Origin of the sequence: Virgibacillus flavescens, assembly GCF_050574275.1 — a bacterium.
Lineage (GTDB): Bacteria > Bacillota > Bacilli > Bacillales > Amphibacillaceae > Virgibacillus_F > Virgibacillus_F flavescens.
The window spans coordinates 1700053-1723942 of record NZ_CP192260.1 but is presented as its reverse complement, the minus strand read 5'-3'; the positions used below and the strand labels follow the sequence as shown (position 1 = coordinate 1723942).

Below are 23890 nucleotides of genomic sequence, written 5' to 3'. Positions count from 1 at the left end.
TGATAACTTTGTACTTTACTCAATTAAAATCAATGTATTATCCTCAAATATATGTACTTATTTAATTTGAGAGAAGAAAATGTTTTTTGATCGGAGAGATTAGTAAATCGTATAAGCAAAATTAATAAATTTAATTCGTCATTTACAATTTTATACATTTACTCTATACTGACCTCAAACAATATGTCAACCTATTCTGAAATTTTTAAATTTGTATCTGATAAATCTCAAATATACAATAAGAAGTATACTGAATACATGAAAAAAATAGTTTATATACCTCGGTACAATATACTCGCAGAAAGTAAGTTACACCTTGGTGGTCAAATTATTAAGATTCAAAGGATGTGGAAATGATGAATAGAGGAAAAACACTTGTAACCTTCGTATTAGATGGGTTAAAACAACGCCTTGATCAACAGTCATCTTTACATTTGCAAAAAACAAAAGGAACTGTTCAAAAGGTAACATGTACCTTTAATTCTCCTGCCGATATAGAAAAAATCTTTTTATTTGAAAAAGAAACCAAATGGATTATTCCAGTAGATTTACGTGAATTTTTATTAATCCATAACGGGGCTAAACTATTTCAAGGAGAATATGGTGGTGAAATGCATTTATATAGTTTAGAAGAAATAAAATCAGGACATTTACCTCACATGCCAGACCATTGTTACCCAATTGGTTATTACGAAGGTGAGTATTTGTTTGTTGATTCCAACCAATGTAAAAAATAACCGTATGGATTATCTTCTATGGAACGATTCCTCTTTACCATTTGAGGATTGGTCAAATTTAGAAATTAATTTTGAACTCTGGTTAGACCGATTTATCGTTTCACAAGGGGCGTATTTTTGGGAATGGCCGCTTCGGAATGCTAACACGCATTATAAAAATTAATAAGAAGAGCTAAAGGGCAGGAGTATAATTATAGCTGCATTTTTTATGCCCTCAAAAAAAGAGACAGATCACTCTGCCTCTTCCCACAAATAAACTATAATTATTTCTTCAAGTTATAAAATGAACTTTGTCCTGCATTCATACTATAACTATTTTTATAGACGTAAGATCAATTTATTCCCTAATAACCTCAAGCTTCTGTTCAATTGGCGTACGTCCTCTATCTCGAGGAATATTTCTCGGATATCCCATCTGCAACACTGCAGCAATTTTATGCTTCTCATTATCCAAACCAATAGATCGCACAAAGCCAGGGTCATGCATAAACGGTGTTATCGTCCACAGCACGCCAACACCAAACTCCCATCCGGCTAACTGTACATTTTGTATAAACGCAGATACTGCGGCGCTTTCCTCTTCCATTCGAACAGGGTCAGATTCTACTTCATAATAGATAAGTGCGTGATGCGGAATCTGAAATAAAAAGTCTTTCATCGAATTTGCCATCTTAATAGATTTAGCATCCTGATCAGTTTTCAGCATTCCAATCCGCTGATAACTTAGGATAATCTGATCGATAATTTTTAGCTTACCTTGCTCCTGGTAAAGCTTTATTTGCCACGGTTCTTTCATATAATGTGTTGGTGCATAGGAACCATATGTGAAAATTTCCTTTAGCTTATCCAGTGGAACTTCTTCATTTTTAAAGGTATGTATAGAACGTCTCTCTTTAATTCCTTCTAATATATCCAATGTAATCACCTCAGTTACATCTTATCAGAAGTACCATTAATTTGGGACAGTGAGAACCGTCCCCTTGTCCCACCATGCTACAATACAAAAACGCCCCCATTAAAATGGTAGCGTTTAGGATTTAGGGTTTGCGAGTTACTAACGAATTATTGTTTTGATAAGTCTGGATCATAGCTACTATAGTGGAAAATATCATCTACTATATGCATAGGTTGCTTATTAACATTATAAATTACTAATCGGTATCCCTCTAACTGACTTTGAATATCTTGAATATCTTCTCTAGATAACTTCTCAGCTGTATCTTGCTTAATAATAAGATTAAATTCTCTCTCACTTCCTATAACATTGAGTTCACTTACATTTATAAATTTACTTTCACTAATTCCTATAATATTTGAAAGTGATAATGGATATTGTATATTAAAATAGTATTTAGGTTTATTATCACTTAAAAAATTATATAACTCCTCATCTAGTACATAATTAATATTAAATTCTATACTATTTACGTTTGGAATATCTATGTTAAAACTATTAATTTGAAAGTGTGGAGGAAAAAACTCTTTACCAAAATCAACTAATTCCATACTAACATCATTAGTATCTATATCTTTTAGTTGTTCAACATTTTCCTTTTTAGGATTAAATTTAGTACTATTAACAACATCTTGATTACTACAACCAAAAGAAATCAAAATTATTGTCATTAGAACAGTAAGGAAACCTTTTTTCATATTATTCCTTTCCCCCTACTGCTTAACCTTGTCGGAGTATCCTGTATATGTCCAATTTCCACTAACCCATTTTTTACTAGCGACTCTACCATTGCTGTATCTAACCTCATATCCAGTCGTTTTAACTGCTCTGCTTCCATATCTAAGTTCATACGTTGTGTATCCTGGAATGGAATATGTTATAGAAGTTGAGACTGTATCACTTGAACCCCATCCAACTTCTGCACCAATCCCCACTTCACTAACCATAGCATTAAAACTAGCGGTTGTTGACACACTTGCAGATGTCGACTTTGTTCGAGAAACAGTATGAGTTACAGTATCAGTAGCCGAACCTGGATTTCTATGAACATGCCTCCAGTCAATATCGAGATACGTATTCTTACTAGATAGATCATAAGCATATCCGTCATATGGGATATAATAATCTGGACCATCCTCAGCAGCAAATACACCACTTGATCCTTGGATAATAAAGGTAGTTACTAAAGTACTAGCGAATATAATTTTGCCAAATTTACCAAATTTCATTTGTTTTATCCCCTTTGAAATAAGTTTTTATCCCCTTTATACCTATGAACTCTTTTGATAGCACTTCTCCCTTCAATATTCAATTTTCATTACTTTTAACATTTCGATTTTTTGACTAATTCTCGGTGTAAATAAATTATACAATATTCTAACTTAGTTTGCATTGGGAAAGTTAGTGTGTTTAGAAATGCTTTACACAACATTTTCATGTACAGCTTTCCTGTAATGGAAAAATTGATAAGTTATTCGACAAAATAATACCTTTTTGAATCGTTAAATTAAATGAATACCTACTGGTTAGTTAGGACTGACTTTTTTACTATGGTAAAATCTTTACTATACGTTTCTAGTGGGTAACCTAGAGAAGTGCAGAAATTCTTGAGGTTTTAAAACTGTTTAGGAACCTTTTCTAATAAGTGATGAATAAAATAATACTAATATGGTGTTTCATTCTTCAAATAACTTCCAACAACAAAAAAAAGAGACAGATCACTCTGCCTCTTTTCACAAATAAACTATTGTTACTTCTTCAAGTTGTAAAATGCACTTTGTCCTGCATATACCCCAAGTCCTGCAAGTTCATCTTCAATACGCAGTAGCTGGTTGTACTTAGCTACGCGATCTGTACGAGATGGTGCACCAGTCTTAATTTGACCAGCGTTAGCAGCAACAGCAATATCTGCAATGGTAGCATCTTCTGTTTCACCAGAACGATGTGAAATAACTGCCGTATATCCTGCGCGTTTTGCCATTTCAATTGCATCAAAAGTTTCTGTTAATGTACCGATCTGGTTAACTTTAACTAAGATGGAGTTTCCAACACCTTGTTCAATTCCTTGTGCAAGCTTCTTTGTATTCGTAACGAAAAGGTCATCGCCAACTAATTGAACGCGATCGCCAATGCGGTCTGTCAGCATTTTATGACCATCCCAGTCGTTTTCGTCTAATCCATCTTCAATTGAGATGATTGGGTATTTGTTAACCATTTCTTCGTACCAGTCAACCATTTCTTTTGAAGTGCGAACAACACCTTCGCCTTTAAGGTTGTACTTACCATCTTCATAGATCTCTGATGCTGCTACGTCCATTGCAAGCTGAACTTCTTCGCCAGGCTTATAACCTGCCGCTTCAATCGCTTCTACAATCGTTTGTAGTGCTTCTTCATTCGATTTAAGGTTAGGAGCGAATCCACCTTCATCTCCAACACTTGTATTGTAGCCTTTTTCCTTCAATACCTTTTTCAATGAATGGAAAATTTCAGCGCCAGTACGAACCGCTTCTTTAAATGATGGTGCTGCTACAGGCATTACCATGAATTCTTGGATATCCACGTTGTTGTCTGCGTGCTCTCCACCATTTAAAATGTTCATCATAGGTGTAGGTAATGTTTTGGCATTAAATCCACCTAAGTAGTTATATAATGGGATTTCAAGGTAGCTAGATGCTGCATGTGCTACTGCCATGGATACACCAAGGATAGCGTTTGCTCCTAGTTTTCCTTTGTTTTCTGTACCATCTAATTCAATCATGATTTCATCGATAATGTTTTGACGCGTCACATCAACACCAAGAATTTCTGGTCCAATATGTTCGTTAACATTTTCTACTGCTTTTTGTACACCTTTACCAAGGTAACGAGTTTTGTCGCCGTCACGAAGTTCAACTGCTTCATGTTCACCAGTTGATGCACCACTTGGCACTAAGGCAGCGCCAAATGCTCCTGACTCTGTAAATACTTCTACTTCTATTGTAGGATTTCCACGTGAATCTAACACTTCTCGTGCATAAACGTCTGTAATGTGTGGCATGTAAATCGCTCCCTTATCTTTTTATTAGTGATTTGCCAGTCATTTCTGCCGGCAAATGAACACCCAGTAAATCTAAAAGCGTTGGTGATAAGTCTGCTAAGATTCCATCCTCACGTAATGATGCGTTTTCCTTTGTTACAATGACCGGCACTGGATTGGTCGTGTGCGCCGTCATTGGATCGCCATCAGGAGTAGTAACCTCATCAGAATTTCCATGGTCTGCTGTTATTATAGCATGACCACCCAATTCAGTGATTTTTTCTACAATCTTTCCAAGACATTCATCAACCGCTTCAATTGCTTTAATGGTAGGCTCAAGCTTCCCTGAATGCCCCACCATATCCGGATTTGCGAAATTTAAAATGATTGCATTTGGAGTGTCCGAATCCAGTTCTTTAAGAAGCGCATCCGTTACTTCATATGCGCTCATTTCAGGCTGCAGGTCATATGTTGCAACCTTTGGAGAATCAATTAAAATTCTTTTTTCCCCAGGGAATTCCTTCTCACGACCACCGCTCATGAAAAAAGTTACGTGCGGAAATTTCTCTGTTTCAGCAATCCGAAGTTGTTTCATATCCTGCTGCGCTAAAACTTCCCCAACTGTATTATCCAAACTAACTGGTTGGTAGGCTACGTAACCATCAACTGACTCGCTGAATTTCGTGAGCATAACAAATTGCAGATTCTTAGGAACATTATCTCCACGGTCAAAATCACGAAAATCCTCATCTGAGAAGGTACGTGAAATTTGAATGGCACGATCTGGACGGAAATTATAGAAAATAATCGAATCCTCATCTTCCACTTTTGCACGAGGGTTTCCATTCTCATCCGTTAAAACAGACGGGATAACAAATTCATCATGGATTCCATTTTCGTACGAATCATCGATTAATTCAATTGGGTCTTTATATTGCAGGCCCTCTCCGTGAACCATAGCATCGTAGGCTTTTTTCACCCGATCCCAGCGTTTATCTCTATCCATCGAATAGTAACGACCAGAAATCGTAGCAATTTGTCCTACTCCAAGTTCTGCCATTTTTTCTTCCGTCTGTTTAATATATGTTTTTGCAGTTTGCGGGCCGACATCTCGTCCGTCAAGGAATGCATGTACATAAACTTTATCTAAATCGTTGTCTTTAGCTAACCTCAGTAATGCAAACATATGATTAATATGACTATGCACGCCACCATCGGATAATAACCCGAAAATGTGTAATGCTTTATTTTTTTCTTTCGCATGCTTAATCGCATTTATAAATGCTTCTTTTTCAAAAAAGTCGCCTTCTTTAATTGATAGGTTAACTCTAGTTAAACTTTGATACACAATTCTTCCTGCACCAATATTTAAATGTCCAACTTCTGAGTTACCCATTTGACCTTCAGGAAGCCCTACAGCTTCACCACTAGCTTTTAGCTGGTTATGGGCATACTTATCCCAATATCGGTCGAAATTAGGCGTGTGTGCCTGTTTAACTGCATTTCCCATCTCTGTATCCCGAAGGCCATAGCCATCCAGGATAATTAATGCAGCAAGTTTTTGATTCATCATTTCCTACCAGCCTCCACCAACTGGATAAATGAATCAGCTTCTAGACTAGCTCCACCAACCAATGCGCCATCAATATCAGATTGTGTCAATAATTCATCTACATTAGCAGGTTTTACACTGCCACCGTATTGAATGACAACTTGGTTCGCAGTCTCGTCAGAAGTTATTTTGCTGATTACTGTGCGGATATGCTTACAAACTTCATTAGCATCGCTGCTTGAAGCTGTTTTACCAGTACCAATAGCCCAAATCGGCTCGTAAGCAACGATTGTTTTCGCGATTTGTGCTTCTGATAACTCACTTAAACCTTCACGAACTTGTTTTTCAATGTGATTCATTGTCTCGTTAGCTTCGCGCTGATCCAGTGTTTCACCAACACAAACGATTGGCAGTAAATCATGGTCAAACGCTGCGTGTACTTTTTTGTTAACTGTTTCGTTTGTTTCAGCAAAATGTTCACGGCGTTCGGAGTGTCCAAGGACTACATGAGTCACGCCAAGATCTTTTAACATAACAGGGCTAACTTCGCCTGTGTATGCGCCATTCTCAGCAAAATGCATATTTTGTGCACCGATTTTAACCGGTGTGTTCTTTGTTTGTTCTACGAGTTGTGCTAGGAAAGGAAATGGTGCACATACAATTGCTTCGACACCTTGATCAGTTGGGTCTTTTTTCACAACCTCTTGAACGAATTGTTCCGCTTCTGCTAACACTTTATTCATTTTCCAGTTTCCAGCAATTACTTTATTGCGCATCGTCTCACCTCATCTAATTTATTTAAAATGTTTTAGTAAAATTAAATCTGTAGTTATTCATATTAACTGCGACGTAACAGCTAGTTGTTTTCCGCTGCGGACCATTGCTTTCCGCGGGCACGGCTTCAGTCTCCTCGAGAAAACCCACTCTGCGGGGCCTTCAGACTCGTGCTGTTCCCGCAGGAGTCAATAGTCCTCCGCTCCAAACAACTGCCATTATTTTGAAAAATTCATGCGTTAATTCATAAAAATGATTTCTAACGTCCCACACAGCAGCGGAGGAAAAACGCGGAGACTCCTCGAAAAAGAAGAGCACTTTTTCTTCGTGCGATGCTTTTTCAAGGAAGCCTTCCTTATCCTGTGGGAAAGCGAAGACGATGAGACTCCGCAGAGAGCGCTTTTTTCGATCGAGGAGGCTCATCGCAAGCCCACGGAAAGCGTAGTGTTTTTCCGCAGCGCGTTCGCAGTGCATGAACAGAACTTTTAGTTAAGTCACATTTTACATCAACTAATTCAGTTTCTTTCAGAAAAATTCCATTCTTTTATAAAACAGGCTTTATTTATCGTCTAACGCTTGTACGCCTGGAAGGTCTTTACCTTCCATAAACTCAAGTGAAGCTCCGCCACCTGTTGACACATGATCCATGTCATCTGCAAAGCCGAACTTGCTAGCAGCTGCAGCAGAGTCGCCGCCACCAATTACAGTATACCCACTTGTTTCAGCTAATGCTTCAGCTACCGCCTGGGTACCACCAGCAAATGCATTGAATTCAAATACTCCCATCGGTCCATTCCAAATGATGAGCTTCGAATCCGCTACAACTTCACGGAATGTATCGCGTGTTTTCGGACCAATATCCAGCCCTTGCCAATCGGCAGGTATTTCATCAACCGCTACAATCTTGGTATTCGCATCCTTTGAAAAATCATCAGCGATAACAACATCTGTAGGCAGTAATAAATTTACGCCATTCTTTTTTGCTTTTTCCATAAATTGTTTCGCAATATCAAGTTTATCTTCTTCCAGCAGAGATTCACCGATTTCATGCCCCTGCGCCTTGATAAAGGTGTAAGAAAGCCCTCCACCAATAATCAAATTATCCACTTTATCCAGCAAGTGATCGATAACACCAATTTTATCTTTAACTTTGGCACCACCAATTATTGCTGTAAACGGACGATCTGGATTTTTCAGTGCTTTACCTAATACATCAATCTCTTTTTCCATTAAAAGTCCTGCAGCAGAAGGCAATTTGTTGGCAACTCCGGCTGTTGATGCATGTGCGCGATGAGCTGCTCCAAACGCATCATTTACATAAAAGTCTGCCATATTGGCAAATTCCTGAGCTAACTCGTCATCATTTTTTTCTTCGCCAGCTTCAAAACGAACATTCTCGATTAATAAAACATCGCCATCACTTAACCGTGACAACGCTTCGTTTACTTCCTTACCATACACTTCATCGGTTTTTGTTATTTCTTTGCCGAGCAAATCACTCAATCGTTTAGCGACTGGGTCAAGTCTTAAATCCTCTACTACTTCACCTTTTGGTCGTCCAAGATGACTGGCTAATATAACAAGTGCTCCTTGTTCCGTTAGATACTTAATAGTAGGAAGTGCTGCTTTTATTCGTGTATCATCACTAACCTTGCCTTCGGCCATTGGTACGTTAAAATCAACTCGGCAAAAGACTTTTTTCCCTTTTAATTCAAGATCCTTTAGAGTTTTTTTATTCATAAAAATCCTCCTTATGTTATGTATAATGCTCCAATGCTTGTTTTCCCCAAATTTACATGAGTTAGTCATAGTAATGAAAAAGAGGAGGAAAAAGTTCCCCCTCTAGTATATATGAACTTTTTGTCTAGCTCCAGCGTCCAGCGACTAGCAAATAGGTAGTTCTGATGAATGTACGGACAGTTCACCGTACTTTCACATTCCTATCTATTTGTACGTCGCCAAGCGGACGCTTGCGCTTTTCAGTCTAGCTCCAGCGTCCAGCGATGAGCAAACAGTTAGGCTCGCTTAGCGGATGCTTTCACTTTTCTATTCTTATAGTCCTTGGCTTTTAATATAAACAGCTAAGTCTACACAACGTGCAGAGTATGCCATTTCATTGTCATACCAAGAAACTACTTTCACCATGTTATCTTCAAGTGTCATTGTAGATAATGCATCAAATAAAGAAGAATGCGTGTTACCTACGATGTCAGAAGATACAAGCGGTTCTTCAGAGTATCCTACAATTCCTTTAAGATCTCCTTCTGCAGCTTCTTTAAATGCTTTGTTTACTTCTTCTGCAGTAACGTTCTTATCAAGTTCAGCAACTAAGTCGACAAGTGAACCGTCTGGAGTTGGAACGCGTACAGCCATTCCGTTTAGTTTACCTTCTAATTCAGGTAATACTTTTCCTACAACTTTTGCAGCTCCTGTAGTTGTTGGAATAATGTTTTGTGCAGCTGCACGGGCACGACGGTAATCCTTGTGCGGTAAATCAAGAATTTGCTGATCATTTGTATACGAATGAACTGTTGTCATTAGACCGCGCTTAAGTCCGAAACTATCGTGTAATACTTTAGCTAATGGTGCAATACAGTTTGTTGTACAAGAAGCGTTTGAAACAATATGGTGCTTTTCAGAATCGTAGTCCTGTTCATTAACACCCATTACCATTGTTAAATCTTCTTCTTTTGCTGGAGCAGAAATGATAACTTTCTTAGCACCAGCATCGATGTGCTTTTTAGCATCTTCGCGCGCTGTGAAACGTCCAGTAGACTCAATTACAACTTCTACACCAAGATCTCCCCAACCTAGATTAGCTGGATCACGTTCTGTTAGTACTTTAATTTCTTTACCGCCAACAACGATATTTGATCCATTTACTGTTACTTCTTTCTCTAGTTGACCATGTACAGAATCGTATTTTAATAGATGCGCAAGCATGTCTGCGTCTGTTAAATCGTTAACTGCTACCACTTCAACCTCGTCATTATTCATTGCTTGACGGAATACATTACGTCCAATACGTCCAAACCCGTTAATACCTATTTTTACTGTCATTTTATTTCCTCCTATTAGTTACTTAATTTTATATATTTAGGACTTAATCGTGAATGATAGCTTCTGCTGCCGCTTCATCCGTTATGAGTAAATCCGCTTTCGCTTGATTAAAGTAGGATGTAATCGCATGGGCTTTTGAACGGCCACCAGCAATTGCAACCACATTATTCACTGATTTCAAATCTTCCAGTTGGATACCAATCGTTCGTACTTTATGAACGACATCGCCAACACTATTAAAGTAATAGCCGAATGCTTCACTTACAGCCTGATCTTTTTCAAGCTGTTCAATGACAGCTTTACTCGTCTTTCTTCGATTAGCCATTGTCAGGGCATCACCAATACCATGCAAGATGAAATCCGCTGATCGAATCAGCGCTGTTATTTCCTGAATAGATGGTTCATTTAACATCGTTTGATAAGATTGTTCACTCAATGGGTCCGGCACATATAACATTCGGTAATCACCATGTGTACGCTTCGCCATTTCAGCAACAATTGTATTTGCCTGGCTTTCTACCTTTTCGCCAATTCCACCACGAGCTGGAACAAACATACAATTCTCAGCATTTTCAAATGGTGACATCACATGTGCAACCGACGCCATCGTTGTACCACCAGTGACTGCTATCGTTTGCTTCGTTGTCACATGAGATTTTAAGTATTTAACTGCAGCCTTTCCCAACTCATGCTTGACCCATTCTTCCTGGTCACTATTACCTCGTACAATCATAACCTGGTCTATATTCAATTTATCCTGTAACTGGCTTTCTAAAACATTTAATCCTGTAATATCTCGCATAAACAGGCTCAGTTGATTTAGAATATCCTTTCCTTCTTGTGTAATATGCATCCCTTTGCCAGAAACCCCAATCATATTGTGCTTCTGTAAAAAATCAACTTCACCACGGACAGTCCGTTCCGTCATCTTTGCTCGTTCTGCTAAACTGCGACGTCCAATTGGCTCGAACTGATTGATTGTATGCAACACTGCATACCGATCCTTCATTACATCCAGAAGATCTGGAAATACTTTTTTTTGCAATTCAATTAATGATTGCATAAAGTGGCTCCTTTGTTCACTGGACAAATAAGTCCCGGATGGTTATATTTTGTCCTGCTCACTGTAAAAAAATAGGCAAATCTCTTATTTGCTTACTTTTATTTTACCATACTCGCTACATTATTCAAGTAATACGTTTATTGTATGCTTCCTTTAACAGCGATTCAACTGACTCATAAGAAATCTCTTCGCAGTTCAATTCTTTATCATTTACACGAATGACCGGAATTGAGAAATGATACTTTTCTAGCCACTCGTCATTCGAATATATATCCTTTAATTCGAGTGTATGCGGATAATCCAACTTAAGCATATCTAAAAGCACCAGTGCTTCCTCACACAATGTACAATTTTCTTTTGTATAAAAGTTTACATGTATCATACGATTCCCCTCTATTTTGTACTATAAACAACAATCTATTCATATTTTTACATAAGTGAAGGTTTTTTTCACGTTTCACCATTCAGAACGATTTAGTAGCGGTAATAACTTTCACCCTATATTATAGAAGAAAGGGGTGCTTACATGAAATCAACCTGCGAATTAGTTGATAGCGTTAAATTTAAAGTGGATAAAAATGATGTCCTAGTCTTAGAAAAAGACAAGAGTCTGGAGTTCATTGCTGCAGGCAGAAGCGCTGTGGTATTTAAAATCCTTTCTACTAATAATGCACTCAAAGTCTTCTTTCCAAACTCTATTCATCTGGCAAAGGAAGAAGCAGAAATATACGAAATTCTTAAAGGAAATCCATATTTCCCAACTCTATACGAGGCGGGTAGTAATTACTTGCTGATTGATTTTATCGAAGGGTATACATTATTCGAATGTTTGTCCCAGGGAATCCTACTTACACACTCAGCGATTACTGATACGGACCTGGCTCTTAATATGGCAAGACAATCAGGATTGAACCCATCAGATATTCACCTTCGCAATATAATTTTAACCCCGGAAGGAAACGTTAAGTTAATTGACGTAGCAAGGTTCAGACAAACCAAAGACTGCAGACAATGGTCTGATTTAAGAAAAGCATTTTACACGTTTTATTCAAAACATTACTTTCCGAAGAAGATACCTGTTTCCGTCATGAATACAGTTGCCTACTTTTACAAAAAACGAAATTTCCAGGTAGAATCCTATAAAAAATCAAGTTAATTGAATCTGTTTAGATATTCCCTACAATAACTAGTGGGGATTTTTTACATATTTTTTTACTAAATAGGTAAACTGTACCTATAGACTCGAGAAGGAATGATGATATGGATTTACATGAAAGGTATCTTCAACACTCCCTGATAGCGCAAATTTTACATGTAGCATCACAATTGGATCATGATAAAAACTATTCGAAAGAAGAAGCCGTAAAGGATTTAACCGGGATTGTGGATGAACAAGTAGGCGTAACAAATAAGCGAAAATAGGTAATTGAAGGATCACGAAAAAACAGCAAGAGAGACTGAAAGAGTCACTCTTGCTGTTTCTGTATTTACATAAGTGCACCCAGAGGGATTTGAACCCCCGACCCTTGGTACCGGAAACCAATGCTCTATCCCCTGAGCTATGGGCGCATACTAAAATCTGAATGAGACACATAGAATATTATAACGTCCATGCGCTAAACACACAAGTTATTTTTCCTGACTAATTTATAAAGATGATACGAGACAACCTCATTTCTGTAATTTTGTACAAATGGTTTAATATACTTCATAATGGGAATGATGGAAAGTGAATTTTATGATCAATTATTAGTTGTTTATGTTTGACCTTTTTTGACCTATTCGTTATCATAAAATTATCCAATCAAACTGATCCAGGTAAACTGGGTGAGGTTGAACTCATAAAGGAGGAAAAATCGATGAATTTAATACCAACAGTCATTGAACAGACAAATCGCGGGGAACGTGCTTATGACATTTATTCACGTTTACTTAAAGACCGAGTTATAATGTTAGGGAGTGCTATCGACGACAACGTAGCCAACTCTATTGTGGCACAATTGTTGTTCTTAGAAGCAGAGGATCCTGATAAAGACATATCACTATACATCAACTCTCCTGGTGGCTCTATCACAGCAGGAATGGCTATTTATGATACAATGCAGTACATTAAAGCAGATGTATCAACAATTTGTACAGGAATGGCGGCATCAATGGGAGCATTTCTATTGGTTGCTGGTGAAAAAGGTAAGAGATATTCGCTTCCTAATAGTGAAGTAATGATTCACCAACCACTTGGTGGCACACAAGGTCAAGCTTCCGACATTGAAATTCATGCAAGACGAATTATTCAAATGCGCGGAAAGATTAACGAAATTCTTTCGGAACGCACTGGTCAACCAATCGAAGTTATCGAAAGAGATACAGACCGTGATAACTTTATGACAGCAGATCAAGCTGTAGACTACGGTTTAATTGATAAGATACTAAGCAGAAGTTCTGATAAAAAATAATAACAGCAAACACCCTGTCTAGGCCGCAGCGCCCGAACAGGGTGTTTTTATTTTTATAGCTTTTTTGTTGCAAACTTATAAAATGCGAGTGAATTTTAGACTTATTTCCGTTGCTGCCGTCCAGGATCGCTATTACGTATAAAATGATTGTCGATTCACTCTCCTGAATTTTGATTAAGTGAACATATATACCCAGATTCTCGTATACACTAAGACTCCTATAGGAGGAAAGGTAGGCTACTGAAAAAGAGGTAGATGTTAAAAATCAATATTTCACTTTAACCAAGCATCATCGAATTCACGAGACTCCTGCGGGAACAGCACGAGCTGAAGATCCCGCAGGAAAGCGGTCTTTGCTTATCCGAGGAAGCTGAAGCCGTGCCCGCGGAAAGCGAAGTGAATTCGATGATGCGATCGCAGATCCATTAAATCCGTATGTCATGTAACTTTTTCAGTGACCAAGAGGAAAGGCTCACCCCTCCCGCCTCCCACGGAAAGCGAAGTGCCTACGGGCAGCGGCTGCAAACAAATTGCAATAAAACTATCGTTTAGACACAAGCATAGTCAATTCTTCAAGTGCAGTTTCTTCATCAGTGCCTTCCGCAATCAGTGTCACTTCTTCACCCATGGCAATTGCAAGACTCATTAAACCCATTATGCTTTTCGCATTGACTCTCTTTCCGTCTTTTTCGAGAAACAGGTGTGCTGCATACCTGTTTGCTTCCTGCACGAAATGGGCAGCAGGACGTGATTGCAGACCCGTTTCCAATTCTATCGTTACTACTCTTTCAACCAATCCTATCATCCTCCCTTATACTGTAAGCGCATTCAGATATAACTATATAAATAGCGCATATTCATGCGCTATCATAATCTTGCATTATTTAGTAATTTCTTCTTCACCATTACGGATTTTATCGGCGTATTCATCAATTTTCTTTAACCGATGATTCACACCTGACTTTGAAATTTTACCAGTTGTTACAAGTTCTCCTAGTTCTTTCAACGATATATCCTCATGTTCCACTCGTAATTCAGCAATTTCTTTTAATTTGTCTGGTAAGGAATCCAGTCCAACTGTTCGATCAATTAATTTTATATTTTCAATTTGCCTGAACGCTGCACCAATCGTTTTGTTCAGGTTTGCTGTTTCACAATTCACTATTCGATTTACCGAGTTGCGCATGTCACGAACAATTCGTACGTCCTCAAATTTAAATAGTGCGTTATGTGCACCAATAATACTTAAAAACTCAGTTATTTTTTCTGCTTCTTTAATATATGCAATAAAACCATTCTTACGCTCAAGCTTGCGAGCCTTTAGGTTAAATTTATTTAATAACTCACATAAAGCATCATTGTGCTCCTGATGAAAATTAAATATTTCCAAGTGGTAGGATGATGTTTCTGGGTTGTTGATGGATCCACCTGCAAGGAATGCTCCTCGTAAATATGATTTTTTGCAGCAGGTTTTTTTAATGTATGTGGAGGAAATAGTACGAACGAACGTATAAGGCTCTTGTAAAATATCAAGATCAGCCAGTAGTTTACGAACATCCTGCTTCATTCGTACAATATACACATTATTCTTTTTTAGTTTCATTTTTCTTCTGACTAATAACTCTACTGGTATATCATATTGTGATTTAATTAACGTATAAATTCTGCGTGCAATAGCAGCATTTTCCGTTTGAACGTCAAGCAGATATTTCTGCTTGGATACAGAAATTGCTCCGTTCATCCGAATCAATGCTGATAGCTCGGCAAAGACACAGCACGAATCTAACTCTATTGATGTTAATTCTTTTTTTATCTCGGATGCAAAAGACAAACCAGTCACCTCCCCTTAAACCTTTCATAAGGATTTGCTAATCTTTTTTTAATGTAGATAGTAATAGTTTTGCGATTTTATGTGTGTCGTGTCTTATTGTTGTTTGATCATAATTTACAATGTCACCTTCAATAATATTTATTCCCATTGCACGAAGGCGATCAGTATCATAGATAACTGGTTCTGCATTTTCCTCTGCGTAAATATCCCGAACCTTTTTCTTAATTGGTTCGTTATGAACAACGATCGAGTCGAGACACCCTTCACCTACATGATCAATAATTGCCTGAACATGTTCTGATGCTGTATAGCCTGTGGTCTCCCCTTGCTGAGTCATCACATTACAGACGTACACAACCTTACCATTTGATGAACGGATTGCGTTATCTATCTCAGGAATAATCATGTTGGGAAGTATACTTGTATAAAGACTTCCAGGGGAAACAACAATGAGGTCAGCTTTCTTTATCGCTCGAATAGCGTTCGGCAATGGTGTAATATTTTCAGGGCTTAAAAATATACGTTTAATTCGTTTTTCGACAAGTGGAATACTGGACTCCCCAATAACGATCGAACCGTCTTCCATTTCCGCATGTAAGGTCATATTTTCATTAGAGATTGGATAGACTTTTCCTTTCACGTTGAAGACACGGGAGATTTCTTTAATTCCTGTGTAAAAGTTACCGGTTATGGAAGTCATTGCTGCCAAGAGCAAATTTCCCATCGAGTGACCAATCAGACCGTTCCCGTTTGCAAATCTGTGCTGAAATAATTCCAATAACAATGGCTCCGCGTCAGACAAAGCTGCAATCACGTTCCGAATATCACCAGGAGCTGGTATAGCCATTTCATTTCGTATTCTGCCTGTACTTCCGCCATCGTCAGATACAGTTACTAGCGCATTTAATTTGATGGGTAAGTCCTTTAACCCTCTCAATAAAACAGGCATCCCTGTTCCTCCACCAATAACTACTACCCTCGGGTGATTTTCTTCGCTCATGAAGTTTTACCTTTTCGTTTATCAATATCCCGATGGCTAATATGCGTAATATAGCTGGATGTCAGTTTTTTAGCAAAATGTTCGGAAATTGCCACAGAACGGTGCTGTCCTCCGGTGCATCCAATTGCTACCACTAATTGGGACTTACCCTCTTTTTTATATTGGGGCAGCATAAAGTGAAGTAAGTCCAGGACTTTTTCATTAAACTTCTGTGTGTCTGACCATTTAAATACATAGGAGGAAACCTCTGAGTTTAATCCAGTCAAAGGTTGCATATGTGTAACATAATGCGGATTTGGCAGAAAACGAACATCAAATACCAAGTCTGCATCGATTGGTATTCCGTATTTGAAACCAAAAGAAACCATATGAACAGAAAATATCTCCTGCTTCTCATCCGTATATGCCTTCAAAATCTTCTCGCGTAATTCTCTTGGCTTTAAGTTTGTTGTATCTATAATTCGCTGCGCTCTTCCACGGAGCTCATCAATAATAACTCTTTCCTGTTGAATACCTTCAAGAGGTAAACCACCGACAGCTAACGGATGCGAACGTCTTGTTTCTTTGTATCTTGTTACAAGCTCTTCATTTTTTGCATCTAAAAACAAAATATGTTCATGTAACCAATCTGCTTCACCCAGAATATCAAGTGCTTCAAATAAAGAATCAAAAAATTCTCGTCCACGCAGATCCATCACGAGAGCAACTTTTTGTATATTATTTGTTGCGTCTTTCATCAACTCCAGAAATTTCGGAAACAGCGCTGGCGGAAGATTGTCTACACAGTAATACCCTAAATCCTCAAAACTTTGGACAGCCACTGTTTTTCCTGCACCAGACATTCCCGTAATGATTACTAGTTTTGTTTCCTGTTGATTTTCCGGCATCATGCAGCCCCCTTTATAATGGTGATGTATCAAATCGCATGCTCAGCAGTTCAAAGTCTTCCGTATAAGAAAAGGAACCATACAGAATTCCACTTCCCGACAGGACATGCTTAAATATCTCTCTATCGCCTTCTGCCATAGGTGTTTCATTTATTTTTGTCTTATCGACCCATTCAAGTATTCCTTCATTGCAATGTTCCGTCAGCTCTCCGTCAAACGCAACAGCCATAAATGTAAACATCATCCATTCATCTACTAGTTTTTCATTATCGTAAATTGAGAAAGTAAATACACCAGCAAGCCTTGGATCATTTAACCTTAAAGCAGTTTCTTCGCCATATTCACGCATTGCTGATTCCTTGATGGTTTCACCTTGTTCCATCTTTCCACCCGGAATTGCATACCAGCCACGCCGCGGTTTTTTTACTAATAAAATTTTGTTTTGATCAATCAAAATACAATTGCTAATCCTTTGCATATGTAACACCTCATCCTGGAGAGGATTAAAATTTTGTTATATGTGTTCCGTATTTTGTGTACGCCGCTGAACAGTCGCCTTCGCTTTTCTTACTGTCCAGCTGCGGCTCCTAGAAGCTGCCGTCATAAGCAATTGACACGTAAACGCCAATACCAGGCGTTTTCGGTCTCTTGCTTATGCGTCCGCTTCTGAACAGTCGCCTTCGCTTTTCTCTATTATACAATGAAAAAAATGAAACCAACAAGGATATGTTTATATTTGGGGATGTTTAACCGCTCGACATGGTTAGACAAGCTTCTGTGAAGGAGATTAAACAAAAAAGATGCACAGGTGCGATTCACCTGTGCATAAAACTAATTTATCTATTAAAAGGGGGTCAATTAGTTAATTATATTGTACCCTAAAATTGTTTCGAATGTGTTACAACAGCGTTAAAAAAGAATTACTTTATATAAAAATCTTAATTAATTTGTGGATTTCATTTTTTCAAGCAATTCTTCGATGTAACCCTGTGCCGATTGAGCAGCGATACTGCCGTCACCAGTTGCTGTCACAATTTGTCGAAGTTCTTTATCACGAATGTCACCAGCAGCAAATACACCAGGTACACTTGTTTCCATATTTTCATTAGTTGGGATATATCCTTCATCATTCGTTATACCCAATGATTTAAATGGAGCGCTTAACGGTACCATGCCAATGTATATAAATACTCCTTCTGCATCGAATTCGCTGACTTCCTTCGTGTTTCGGTTTTCAAGCGTAACACTGCTGACTTTTCCGTCAGGACCATTAATTGTGTTAACGACAGTGTCCCAGATGAAATCAATTTTTTCATTATCAAATGCGCGTTTCTGAATAATCTTCTGTGCACGTAACTCATCACGACGATGAACAATGGTCACATTTTTAGCAAACCGTGTAAGATAAATTCCTTCTTCAACAGCTGAATCTCCACCACCGATTACTACAAGATCTTTTTCTTTAAAGAATGCACCATCACATACTGCACAATACGATACTCCGCGGCCACCGAGTTCTTCTTCTCCGGTAATTCCAAGTTTCTTATATTGTGCTCCAGTCGTAATGATTAACGTACGGGTTTTGTACTCGTGTTTTCCAGCTTTTACTAGTTTATAATCACCATAATCAATGACCTCTTTAATATCGCCATAGGCATATTCAGCACCAAACTTCTTTGCGTGCTCGAACATTTTATTCGATAAGTCAGGTCCTAGAATATGCTCGTAACCAGGGTAATTTTCCACGTCTTCCGTATTGGCCATTTGACCACCTGGAATTCCTCTTTCGATCATTAACGTTTCTAAACTTGCACGCGACGCATAAACAGCAGCAGTCATTCCAGCTGGTCCAGCTCCCGCAATAATAACATCAAACATTTTTTCATCGGACATTACAAACCGCCCCTTTACTTTTTATCAATTTAACCATTTATATAGTATAAGATGCATAGAATTACGTCTATTATTCTGCTCACTCGCCTGCAGGGTGGACTTCTTCTCTTAAAGAAGGATGTCTTTTACATCCTTCTTCCCAAAGTGCACGCGCTTTTTCCTGTTCATTCATATAGTATGCAACTTTGCTGAACCAGCGATAATACGATGGATGTCCAGTTAGCTTGCCCTTAGACAGCAGCTTAAATCGTTTATACGCTTCCTGATTAAGACCTGTTTTTGCAAGCGTAGTAGCTATTTTTAATTTTTGTTGTTCGTGAATGGAGTACACATTAAGCAAAGTTTGAATGTGAATCTTATATTCTGATTTATTCGTTTCGTAATAAAAAATTGCCAAATTCGTATGGGAGACCAAATCATTTGAATCATCTTTTAACGTTTCAAGTTCCATGTTTATTGCATCTTCTTCAAATCCGCTAAAAAATAATGATTGTGCATAATCGTGCTTAATAATTTTGTGTTCTGGAAAGAGAGCGCTCATTTCCTCTAATATCGGTAACGCTTTTTCCCATTCCATATTTTCCATATGATTAAAAACGGTTTCCTGGTAGATAAGAAGTTCATCTTCTTCTTCCATGTCCAAGTCATCTTCATCTGTCTCATCTATATCAAGCATTTCGAGTAGCGTTTCAGCTTCTTCCTGGAAGTCGCCTTCCGGTTCATTTTCCAAATAAGTTTCAGCATATTTTTTTGCATCATTTAATAATCCCAAGTGAGCATAGTTATTAGCTAACAAATAATAGCAATCTGCATAATTATCACCTTTTGCCTGCAGAACTTTTGTCAATAATTGATTTGCAGCGTGATATGCACCAATTTCTGTATAAACAATCGATAATTGACATTGGTAAAGAGGATCGTTTGGGGTAAATTCAACAGCCTTTTTCATCCATTTAACAGAGACTTCGAATTTTCGTTTTTGGAAAGCTTCTAAGCCTTTCGCAAAATAAAATTCACCATCTGGAATAAATCGGACTACATTATTCTGTTTTGTGTTATCTTGTTGTTTTTGTTTTACATGATGCATGGTGATCCCCCTCTGTTTCGTCAGCTATCGCCGAACTAGTATACCATAGATGAATGTAGAATTATAGGTGACCACATTAGAAAACCTTCCCAGAACAAAAGCGCAATCGCCCCGGTTAGAGACGTACGGACTGGACTGAGCCGTAGGAGATAAAGGAAACACGGCGACCGAAGGAAGCTGATGTTGACTTATCGTACGAAGGCGAGGGAAGTCTCGCTAGTCTCTGGGCGCTGGAGCTGGACGTGGCTGGTACTGTATGCAAGCTTTCCAAAGCCAAATTTTTTATACTTTCCTTACTTATGAAAAAAATGCATTATTCAAGCTAAACTTGAATAATGCATTTTTTACTGTTCTGGAATGACCGCCTCATGCAGCAGTTTATCCAACTCGGCTGTATATGCCCGTTTCTGTTCGTCAGACCATTTAAACGAATCGGCCATGTAATCCGTAACAGCATCTTTATGATCATGCACCCAGCCGATTTCAAAATATAACGCTCCCGTTCTGCGAATAAAGAAATCAACAGGTTTACATACTAACTCCTGCTCCATACCATAGATCAATTCTGCGAAAACGAAGGGATCGATGTTGGCTTTCTTCGCCACCTCTTTTTTCGACTCAAAATATGAAAGTAAAACATCCGTATTTGATCCATACCGCTGTACGAGTAGCTCTGCCGCTTCTTCACTAAATCCGACACCAACGGCTTCAGCAACTTTCAGCTTTTTAAATTCTTTAAATTTATCTGCTCCTCCTACTTCACCGCCAGAAATTGGCAAATGCTCGGTTTCCGATTTGGAATAGAGTATATTTTCTTCTGCTTTCAGTTGATCTACAACCTTATCCACCACGTGCTCTGCCATTTTCCGGTATCCTGTCAGCTTTCCACCAGCCATGGACAAGAGCCCTGAATCTGAGATGAATACTTCGTCCTTCCGAGAAATTTCGTTCGGATCTTTTCCTTCTTCAGCTATCAGCGGTCTTATTCCTGCCCAACTGGATTCGACGTCTTCAACCTTCATACTGGTAGTTGGAAACATGTAATTGATCGCATTCAGCAGATAATCCCGGTCTTCTTCTGTCATCGTAGGGTGTTCGATATTTCCTTCAAAAGTCGTATCAGTCGTCCCCACATACGTTTTGTTATTGCGTGGAATTGCAAAAATCATTCGTCCGTCCGGCGCATCAAAGTAAATCGCCTGCTGCAGGGGAAACTGTTTCTGAGAAAATACAAGATGCACTCCTTTCGTTAAGTGAAGCGTCTTACCTTTTTTGGAACCATCGATTTCACGAAGATCATCAACCCACGGACCTCCAGCGTTTATTACTTTTTTGGCGAACACCTTCATCTTTTCTCCAGTTAATTGATCTTCGACTACTGCACCAATGATCTTTTTTCTGTCATTATATAAAAATTCCACTGCTTTCGCATAATTAATGACATGCGCGCCACATTGCACCGCTTTTTTCATCACTTCAATGGTTAACCGGGCATCATCCGTTTTATATTCTACATAGTACCCGGCTCCCTTGAGTCCTTCTTTTTTTATTAAAGGCTCACGCTCTAGCGCTACTTCGGGACTGAACATTTTACGATGCTCATCGACTTTTACTCCTGCAAGATAATCATATACGCGCAGACCTATATTGGTTGTCAGCGGGCCAAAATTGCCACCTTTATGAAACGGAAGCATCATCCACTCTGGTGTTGTCACATGTGGACCATTTTCGTATACAATGGCACGTTCTTTTCCAACTTCTGCAACCATTTTCACCTCAAACTGTTTAAGATAACGCAGTCCTCCATGAACAAGTTTTGTTGAACGGCTGGATGTACCAGCAGCAAAGTCGTTCATCTCAATCGTTCCCGTTCTGAGTCCACGCGAAGCTGCATCAAGCGATATACCTGCACCAGTAATACCTCCACCTATCACGAGGATATCCAGTTGTTTTTCAGTTAAATTCTGATAGATTTCTTTTCGTCTATGACTTGAAAAAATAGTCATTTTCTCACAACTCCCAGTAAAGTAATAATCATCTGTACCAGTACCTTTAAAACAGTTCTATTTAAATGCCTGAGCAGCCTTCACTGCTTTTTTCCATCCATCATACAACTCTGTTTTATGTTCTTCATCTATGTTACTTTCAAATGTTTTATCGAGTTTCCATTGCTTAGCTATTTCTTCTTTGCTTTCCCAGAATCCAACCGCAAGACCAGCTAAATATGCTGCGCCGAGTGCAGTAGTTTCATTTATTGTTGACCTTTCAACCGGCTTACCAATCATATCGCTCTGAAATTGCATAAGGAAGTTGTTTTTAACCGCACCACCATCGACTCGTAATGTTTTTAAATCGATTCCTGAATCAGATGTCATTGCGTCTAAGACATCGCGTGTTTGATATGCAAGTGATTCGAGTGTTGCACGTACAAAATGTTCCTTTTTTGTACCTCTTGTGAGACCGAATACCGCTCCACGAACATCACTGTCCCAGTATGGAGTACCTAGACCGACGAACGCCGGTACAACATAGACACCATCGGTAGATTCAACAGCTTCCGCCAAGGATCCAGTCTCATTTGAGTTATTAATTAACTTCAACCCATCCTTCAGCCATGTGATAGCAGATCCAGCTACAAAAATGCTGCCTTCTAACGCATATTCAACTTTTCCATCGACTCCCCAGGCAAGTGTAGTAAGTAACCCGTTATCAGATTTAACACCTTCCTGGCCAGTGTTCATCAGCATAAAACAGCCTGTGCCATATGTGTTTTTAGCCATACCTTTTTCGAAACATGCCTGGCCGAACAATGCTGCCTGCTGATCACCAGCAATTCCCGCTATTGGCACCTCGTGTCCAAAGAAGTGATAATCAACAGTCTTACCATAAACTTCTGATGATTGTTTTACCTCAGGCAGCATTGATTTTGGCACACCCAGAATGTCTAATAGTTCATCGTCCCATTTCAAATCATAAATATTATACATTAACGTTCTGGAAGCATTTGAATAATCCGTTATATGTGTTTTTCCACCTGTTAAATTATATACAAGCCATGTATCTACCGTTCCAAATAACAAGTCACCGTTGTCTGCCTTTTCCTGAACGCCATCCACGTTATCCAGAATCCATTTCACCTTTGTGCCAGCGAAATAAGGGTCAAGTAAAAGTCCTGTTTTGTCACGGAATGTATCATTGTGACCGTCTTCTCTTAACTGATTGCATATATCTGCAGTTTGTCTGGATTGCCACACAATAGCATTGTAAACTGGCTTCCCTGTATTTTTATCCCAGACAATCGTTGTTTCACGCTGATTAGTGATTCCAATTCCTTCAATTTGATCCGGATTAACATCTGACTTTCGAAGAACATCTGAAATACAAGCCAGCATAGACGTCCATATTTCATTCGCATTATGCTCAACCCATCCCGGTTTGGGAAAGAATTGTTCAAATTCTTTTTGTCCGGTTTCGACAATTTCACCGTTATGATTAAATAGGATTGCTCGAGAACTGGTTGTACCTTGATCTAATGACAAAATATATTTTTCCACTTTATATCCTCCTTTATTTCTTTTTACT

At 38.6% G+C, this 23890-nt stretch carries 23 protein-coding genes and 1 tRNA gene; 4 read left to right on the top strand and 20 right to left on the bottom strand.

The features are described from left to right. Positions 1-353 precede the first annotated feature (353 nt). Complete coding sequence (locus VBD025_RS08135) at positions 354-737, top strand: SMI1/KNR4 family protein (RefSeq protein WP_430791068.1); 384 nt, start codon at positions 354-356, stop codon at positions 735-737. A 337-nt stretch (positions 738-1074) separates the two neighbouring features. Here VBD025_RS08135 and VBD025_RS08130 read toward each other — a convergent pair whose 3' ends face one another. The 10 genes from VBD025_RS08130 to VBD025_RS08085 all read right to left on the bottom strand — a co-directional run bounded on the left by VBD025_RS08130 (position 1075) and on the right by VBD025_RS08085 (position 11539). After that, a complete protein-coding gene (locus tag VBD025_RS08130; RefSeq protein WP_430791066.1) occupies positions 1075-1662 on the bottom strand; it encodes a nitroreductase family protein in 588 nt (195 codons plus the stop codon). A gap of 137 nt (positions 1663-1799) precedes the next feature. Then, a complete protein-coding gene (locus tag VBD025_RS08125; protein WP_430791064.1) occupies positions 1800-2390 on the bottom strand; it encodes a hypothetical protein in 591 nt (196 codons plus the stop codon). A 15-nt stretch (positions 2391-2405) separates the two neighbouring features. After that, positions 2406-2921 (bottom strand): hypothetical protein, encoded by a 516-nt coding sequence (locus tag VBD025_RS08120; RefSeq protein ID WP_430791062.1) that lies wholly within the window; start codon positions 2919-2921, stop codon positions 2406-2408. A gap of 521 nt (positions 2922-3442) precedes the next feature. Continuing rightward, positions 3443-4729 (bottom strand): phosphopyruvate hydratase, encoded by a 1287-nt coding sequence (eno, locus tag VBD025_RS08115; protein ID WP_430791060.1) that lies wholly within the window; start codon positions 4727-4729, stop codon positions 3443-3445. Between the two features lie 13 nt (positions 4730-4742). Next, positions 4743-6281: a 2,3-bisphosphoglycerate-independent phosphoglycerate mutase gene (gene gpmI / locus VBD025_RS08110; protein ID WP_430791058.1), complete on the bottom strand. Its 1539-nt coding sequence runs from the start codon at positions 6279-6281 to the stop codon at positions 4743-4745. After that, positions 6278-7036 carry a triose-phosphate isomerase gene (tpiA, locus tag VBD025_RS08105; protein ID WP_430791056.1) on the bottom strand — a complete coding sequence of 253 codons (759 nt, stop codon included), beginning with the start codon at positions 7034-7036 and terminating at the stop codon, positions 6278-6280. The genes gpmI and tpiA overlap by 4 nt, the downstream gene beginning before the upstream one ends. 556 nt (positions 7037-7592) lie before the next feature. Beyond that, positions 7593-8774, bottom strand: coding sequence for a phosphoglycerate kinase (locus tag VBD025_RS08100; protein ID WP_430791054.1), 1182 nt, complete (start codon positions 8772-8774; stop codon positions 7593-7595). 312 nt (positions 8775-9086) lie between these two features. Then, positions 9087-10094, bottom strand: a complete 1008-nt coding sequence (gap, locus tag VBD025_RS08095) for a type I glyceraldehyde-3-phosphate dehydrogenase (protein WP_430791052.1) — start codon at positions 10092-10094, stop codon at positions 9087-9089. Between the two features lie 43 nt (positions 10095-10137). Continuing rightward, positions 10138-11157: a sugar-binding transcriptional regulator gene (locus VBD025_RS08090; RefSeq protein ID WP_430791050.1), complete on the bottom strand. Its 1020-nt coding sequence runs from the start codon at positions 11155-11157 to the stop codon at positions 10138-10140. Between the two features lie 124 nt (positions 11158-11281). Then, on the bottom strand, positions 11282-11539 hold the full coding sequence (locus VBD025_RS08085; protein WP_430791048.1) for a glutaredoxin family protein: 258 nt from the start codon (positions 11537-11539) through the stop codon (positions 11282-11284). Positions 11540-11683: 144 nt separating this feature from the next. On the opposite strand from VBD025_RS08085, the gene VBD025_RS08080 reads away from it, so the two are divergent. Further along, positions 11684-12313 carry a protein kinase family protein gene (locus VBD025_RS08080; protein ID WP_430791046.1) on the top strand — a complete coding sequence of 210 codons (630 nt, stop codon included), beginning with the start codon at positions 11684-11686 and terminating at the stop codon, positions 12311-12313. Between the two features lie 104 nt (positions 12314-12417). Next, a complete protein-coding gene (locus VBD025_RS08075; RefSeq protein ID WP_430791044.1) occupies positions 12418-12579 on the top strand; it encodes a hypothetical protein in 162 nt (53 codons plus the stop codon). A 74-nt stretch (positions 12580-12653) separates the two neighbouring features. Here VBD025_RS08075 and VBD025_RS08070 read toward each other — a convergent pair. Beyond that, positions 12654-12726 (bottom strand) — tRNA-Arg (locus VBD025_RS08070). A 272-nt stretch (positions 12727-12998) separates the two neighbouring features. On the opposite strand from VBD025_RS08070, the gene clpP reads away from it, so the two are divergent. After that, entirely contained in the window at positions 12999-13610 is a 612-nt protein-coding gene (clpP, locus tag VBD025_RS08065; protein ID WP_430791322.1) for an ATP-dependent Clp endopeptidase proteolytic subunit ClpP, read from the top strand. A gap of 541 nt (positions 13611-14151) precedes the next feature. Here clpP and VBD025_RS08060 read toward each other — a convergent pair. From VBD025_RS08060 to glpK, 9 genes are all read right to left on the bottom strand, one after another. After that, positions 14152-14406 (bottom strand): HPr family phosphocarrier protein, encoded by a 255-nt coding sequence (locus tag VBD025_RS08060; protein ID WP_430791042.1) that lies wholly within the window; start codon positions 14404-14406, stop codon positions 14152-14154. 84 nt (positions 14407-14490) lie between these two features. Then, positions 14491-15441, bottom strand: a complete 951-nt coding sequence (gene whiA, locus VBD025_RS08055; RefSeq protein WP_430791040.1) for a DNA-binding protein WhiA — start codon at positions 15439-15441, stop codon at positions 14491-14493. Between the two features lie 37 nt (positions 15442-15478). After that, complete coding sequence (locus VBD025_RS08050; protein WP_430791038.1) at positions 15479-16441, bottom strand: gluconeogenesis factor YvcK family protein; 963 nt, start codon at positions 16439-16441, stop codon at positions 15479-15481. Continuing rightward, on the bottom strand, positions 16438-17328 hold the full coding sequence (gene rapZ, locus VBD025_RS08045; protein WP_430791036.1) for an RNase adapter RapZ: 891 nt from the start codon (positions 17326-17328) through the stop codon (positions 16438-16440). The genes VBD025_RS08050 and rapZ overlap by 4 nt, the downstream gene beginning before the upstream one ends. A gap of 13 nt (positions 17329-17341) precedes the next feature. Next, on the bottom strand, positions 17342-17806 hold the full coding sequence (locus VBD025_RS08040) for an NUDIX hydrolase (RefSeq protein WP_430791034.1): 465 nt from the start codon (positions 17804-17806) through the stop codon (positions 17342-17344). Between the two features lie 464 nt (positions 17807-18270). Beyond that, positions 18271-19221 (bottom strand): thioredoxin-disulfide reductase, encoded by a 951-nt coding sequence (gene trxB, locus VBD025_RS08035; RefSeq protein ID WP_430791032.1) that lies wholly within the window; start codon positions 19219-19221, stop codon positions 18271-18273. A gap of 79 nt (positions 19222-19300) precedes the next feature. Further along, the gene (locus VBD025_RS08030; RefSeq protein ID WP_430791030.1) at positions 19301-20308 is read right to left on the bottom strand and encodes a tetratricopeptide repeat protein; all 1008 of its coding nucleotides are present in this window, start codon (positions 20306-20308) and stop codon (positions 19301-19303) included. A gap of 344 nt (positions 20309-20652) precedes the next feature. Continuing rightward, on the bottom strand, positions 20653-22314 hold the full coding sequence (locus VBD025_RS08025; protein WP_430791028.1) for a glycerol-3-phosphate dehydrogenase/oxidase: 1662 nt from the start codon (positions 22312-22314) through the stop codon (positions 20653-20655). A gap of 57 nt (positions 22315-22371) precedes the next feature. Further along, a complete protein-coding gene (gene glpK / locus VBD025_RS08020) occupies positions 22372-23862 on the bottom strand; it encodes a glycerol kinase GlpK (RefSeq protein WP_430791026.1) in 1491 nt (496 codons plus the stop codon). Positions 23863-23890: the final 28 nt, after the last annotated feature.

Coding starts and splice junctions, on each gene's coding strand:
- VBD025_RS08135 (WP_430791068.1), top strand. CDS start 354: ATGATGAATAGAGGAAAAACACTTGTAACCTTCGTATTAGATGGGTTA.
- VBD025_RS08125 (WP_430791064.1), bottom strand. CDS start 2,390: ATGAAAAAAGGTTTCCTTACTGTTCTAATGACAATAATTTTGATTTCT.
- VBD025_RS08120 (WP_430791062.1), bottom strand. CDS start 2,921: ATGAAATTTGGTAAATTTGGCAAAATTATATTCGCTAGTACTTTAGTA.
- eno (WP_430791060.1), bottom strand. CDS start 4,729: ATGCCACACATTACAGACGTTTATGCACGAGAAGTGTTAGATTCACGT.
- gpmI (WP_430791058.1), bottom strand. CDS start 6,281: ATGATGAATCAAAAACTTGCTGCATTAATTATCCTGGATGGCTATGGC.
- tpiA (WP_430791056.1), bottom strand. CDS start 7,036: ATGCGCAATAAAGTAATTGCTGGAAACTGGAAAATGAATAAAGTGTTA.
- VBD025_RS08100 (WP_430791054.1), bottom strand. CDS start 8,774: ATGAATAAAAAAACTCTAAAGGATCTTGAATTAAAAGGGAAAAAAGTC.
- gap (WP_430791052.1), bottom strand. CDS start 10,094: ATGACAGTAAAAATAGGTATTAACGGGTTTGGACGTATTGGACGTAAT.
- VBD025_RS08090 (WP_430791050.1), bottom strand. CDS start 11,157: ATGCAATCATTAATTGAATTGCAAAAAAAAGTATTTCCAGATCTTCTG.
- VBD025_RS08085 (WP_430791048.1), bottom strand. CDS start 11,539: ATGATACATGTAAACTTTTATACAAAAGAAAATTGTACATTGTGTGAG.
- VBD025_RS08080 (WP_430791046.1), top strand. CDS start 11,684: ATGAAATCAACCTGCGAATTAGTTGATAGCGTTAAATTTAAAGTGGAT.
- VBD025_RS08075 (WP_430791044.1), top strand. CDS start 12,418: ATGGATTTACATGAAAGGTATCTTCAACACTCCCTGATAGCGCAAATT.
- VBD025_RS08050 (WP_430791038.1), bottom strand. CDS start 16,441: ATGAGCGAAGAAAATCACCCGAGGGTAGTAGTTATTGGTGGAGGAACA.
- rapZ (WP_430791036.1), bottom strand. CDS start 17,328: ATGCCGGAAAATCAACAGGAAACAAAACTAGTAATCATTACGGGAATG.
- VBD025_RS08040 (WP_430791034.1), bottom strand. CDS start 17,806: ATGCAAAGGATTAGCAATTGTATTTTGATTGATCAAAACAAAATTTTA.
- trxB (WP_430791032.1), bottom strand. CDS start 19,221: ATGTCCGATGAAAAAATGTTTGATGTTATTATTGCGGGAGCTGGACCA.
- VBD025_RS08030 (WP_430791030.1), bottom strand. CDS start 20,308: ATGCATCATGTAAAACAAAAACAACAAGATAACACAAAACAGAATAAT.
- VBD025_RS08025 (WP_430791028.1), bottom strand. CDS start 22,314: ATGACTATTTTTTCAAGTCATAGACGAAAAGAAATCTATCAGAATTTA.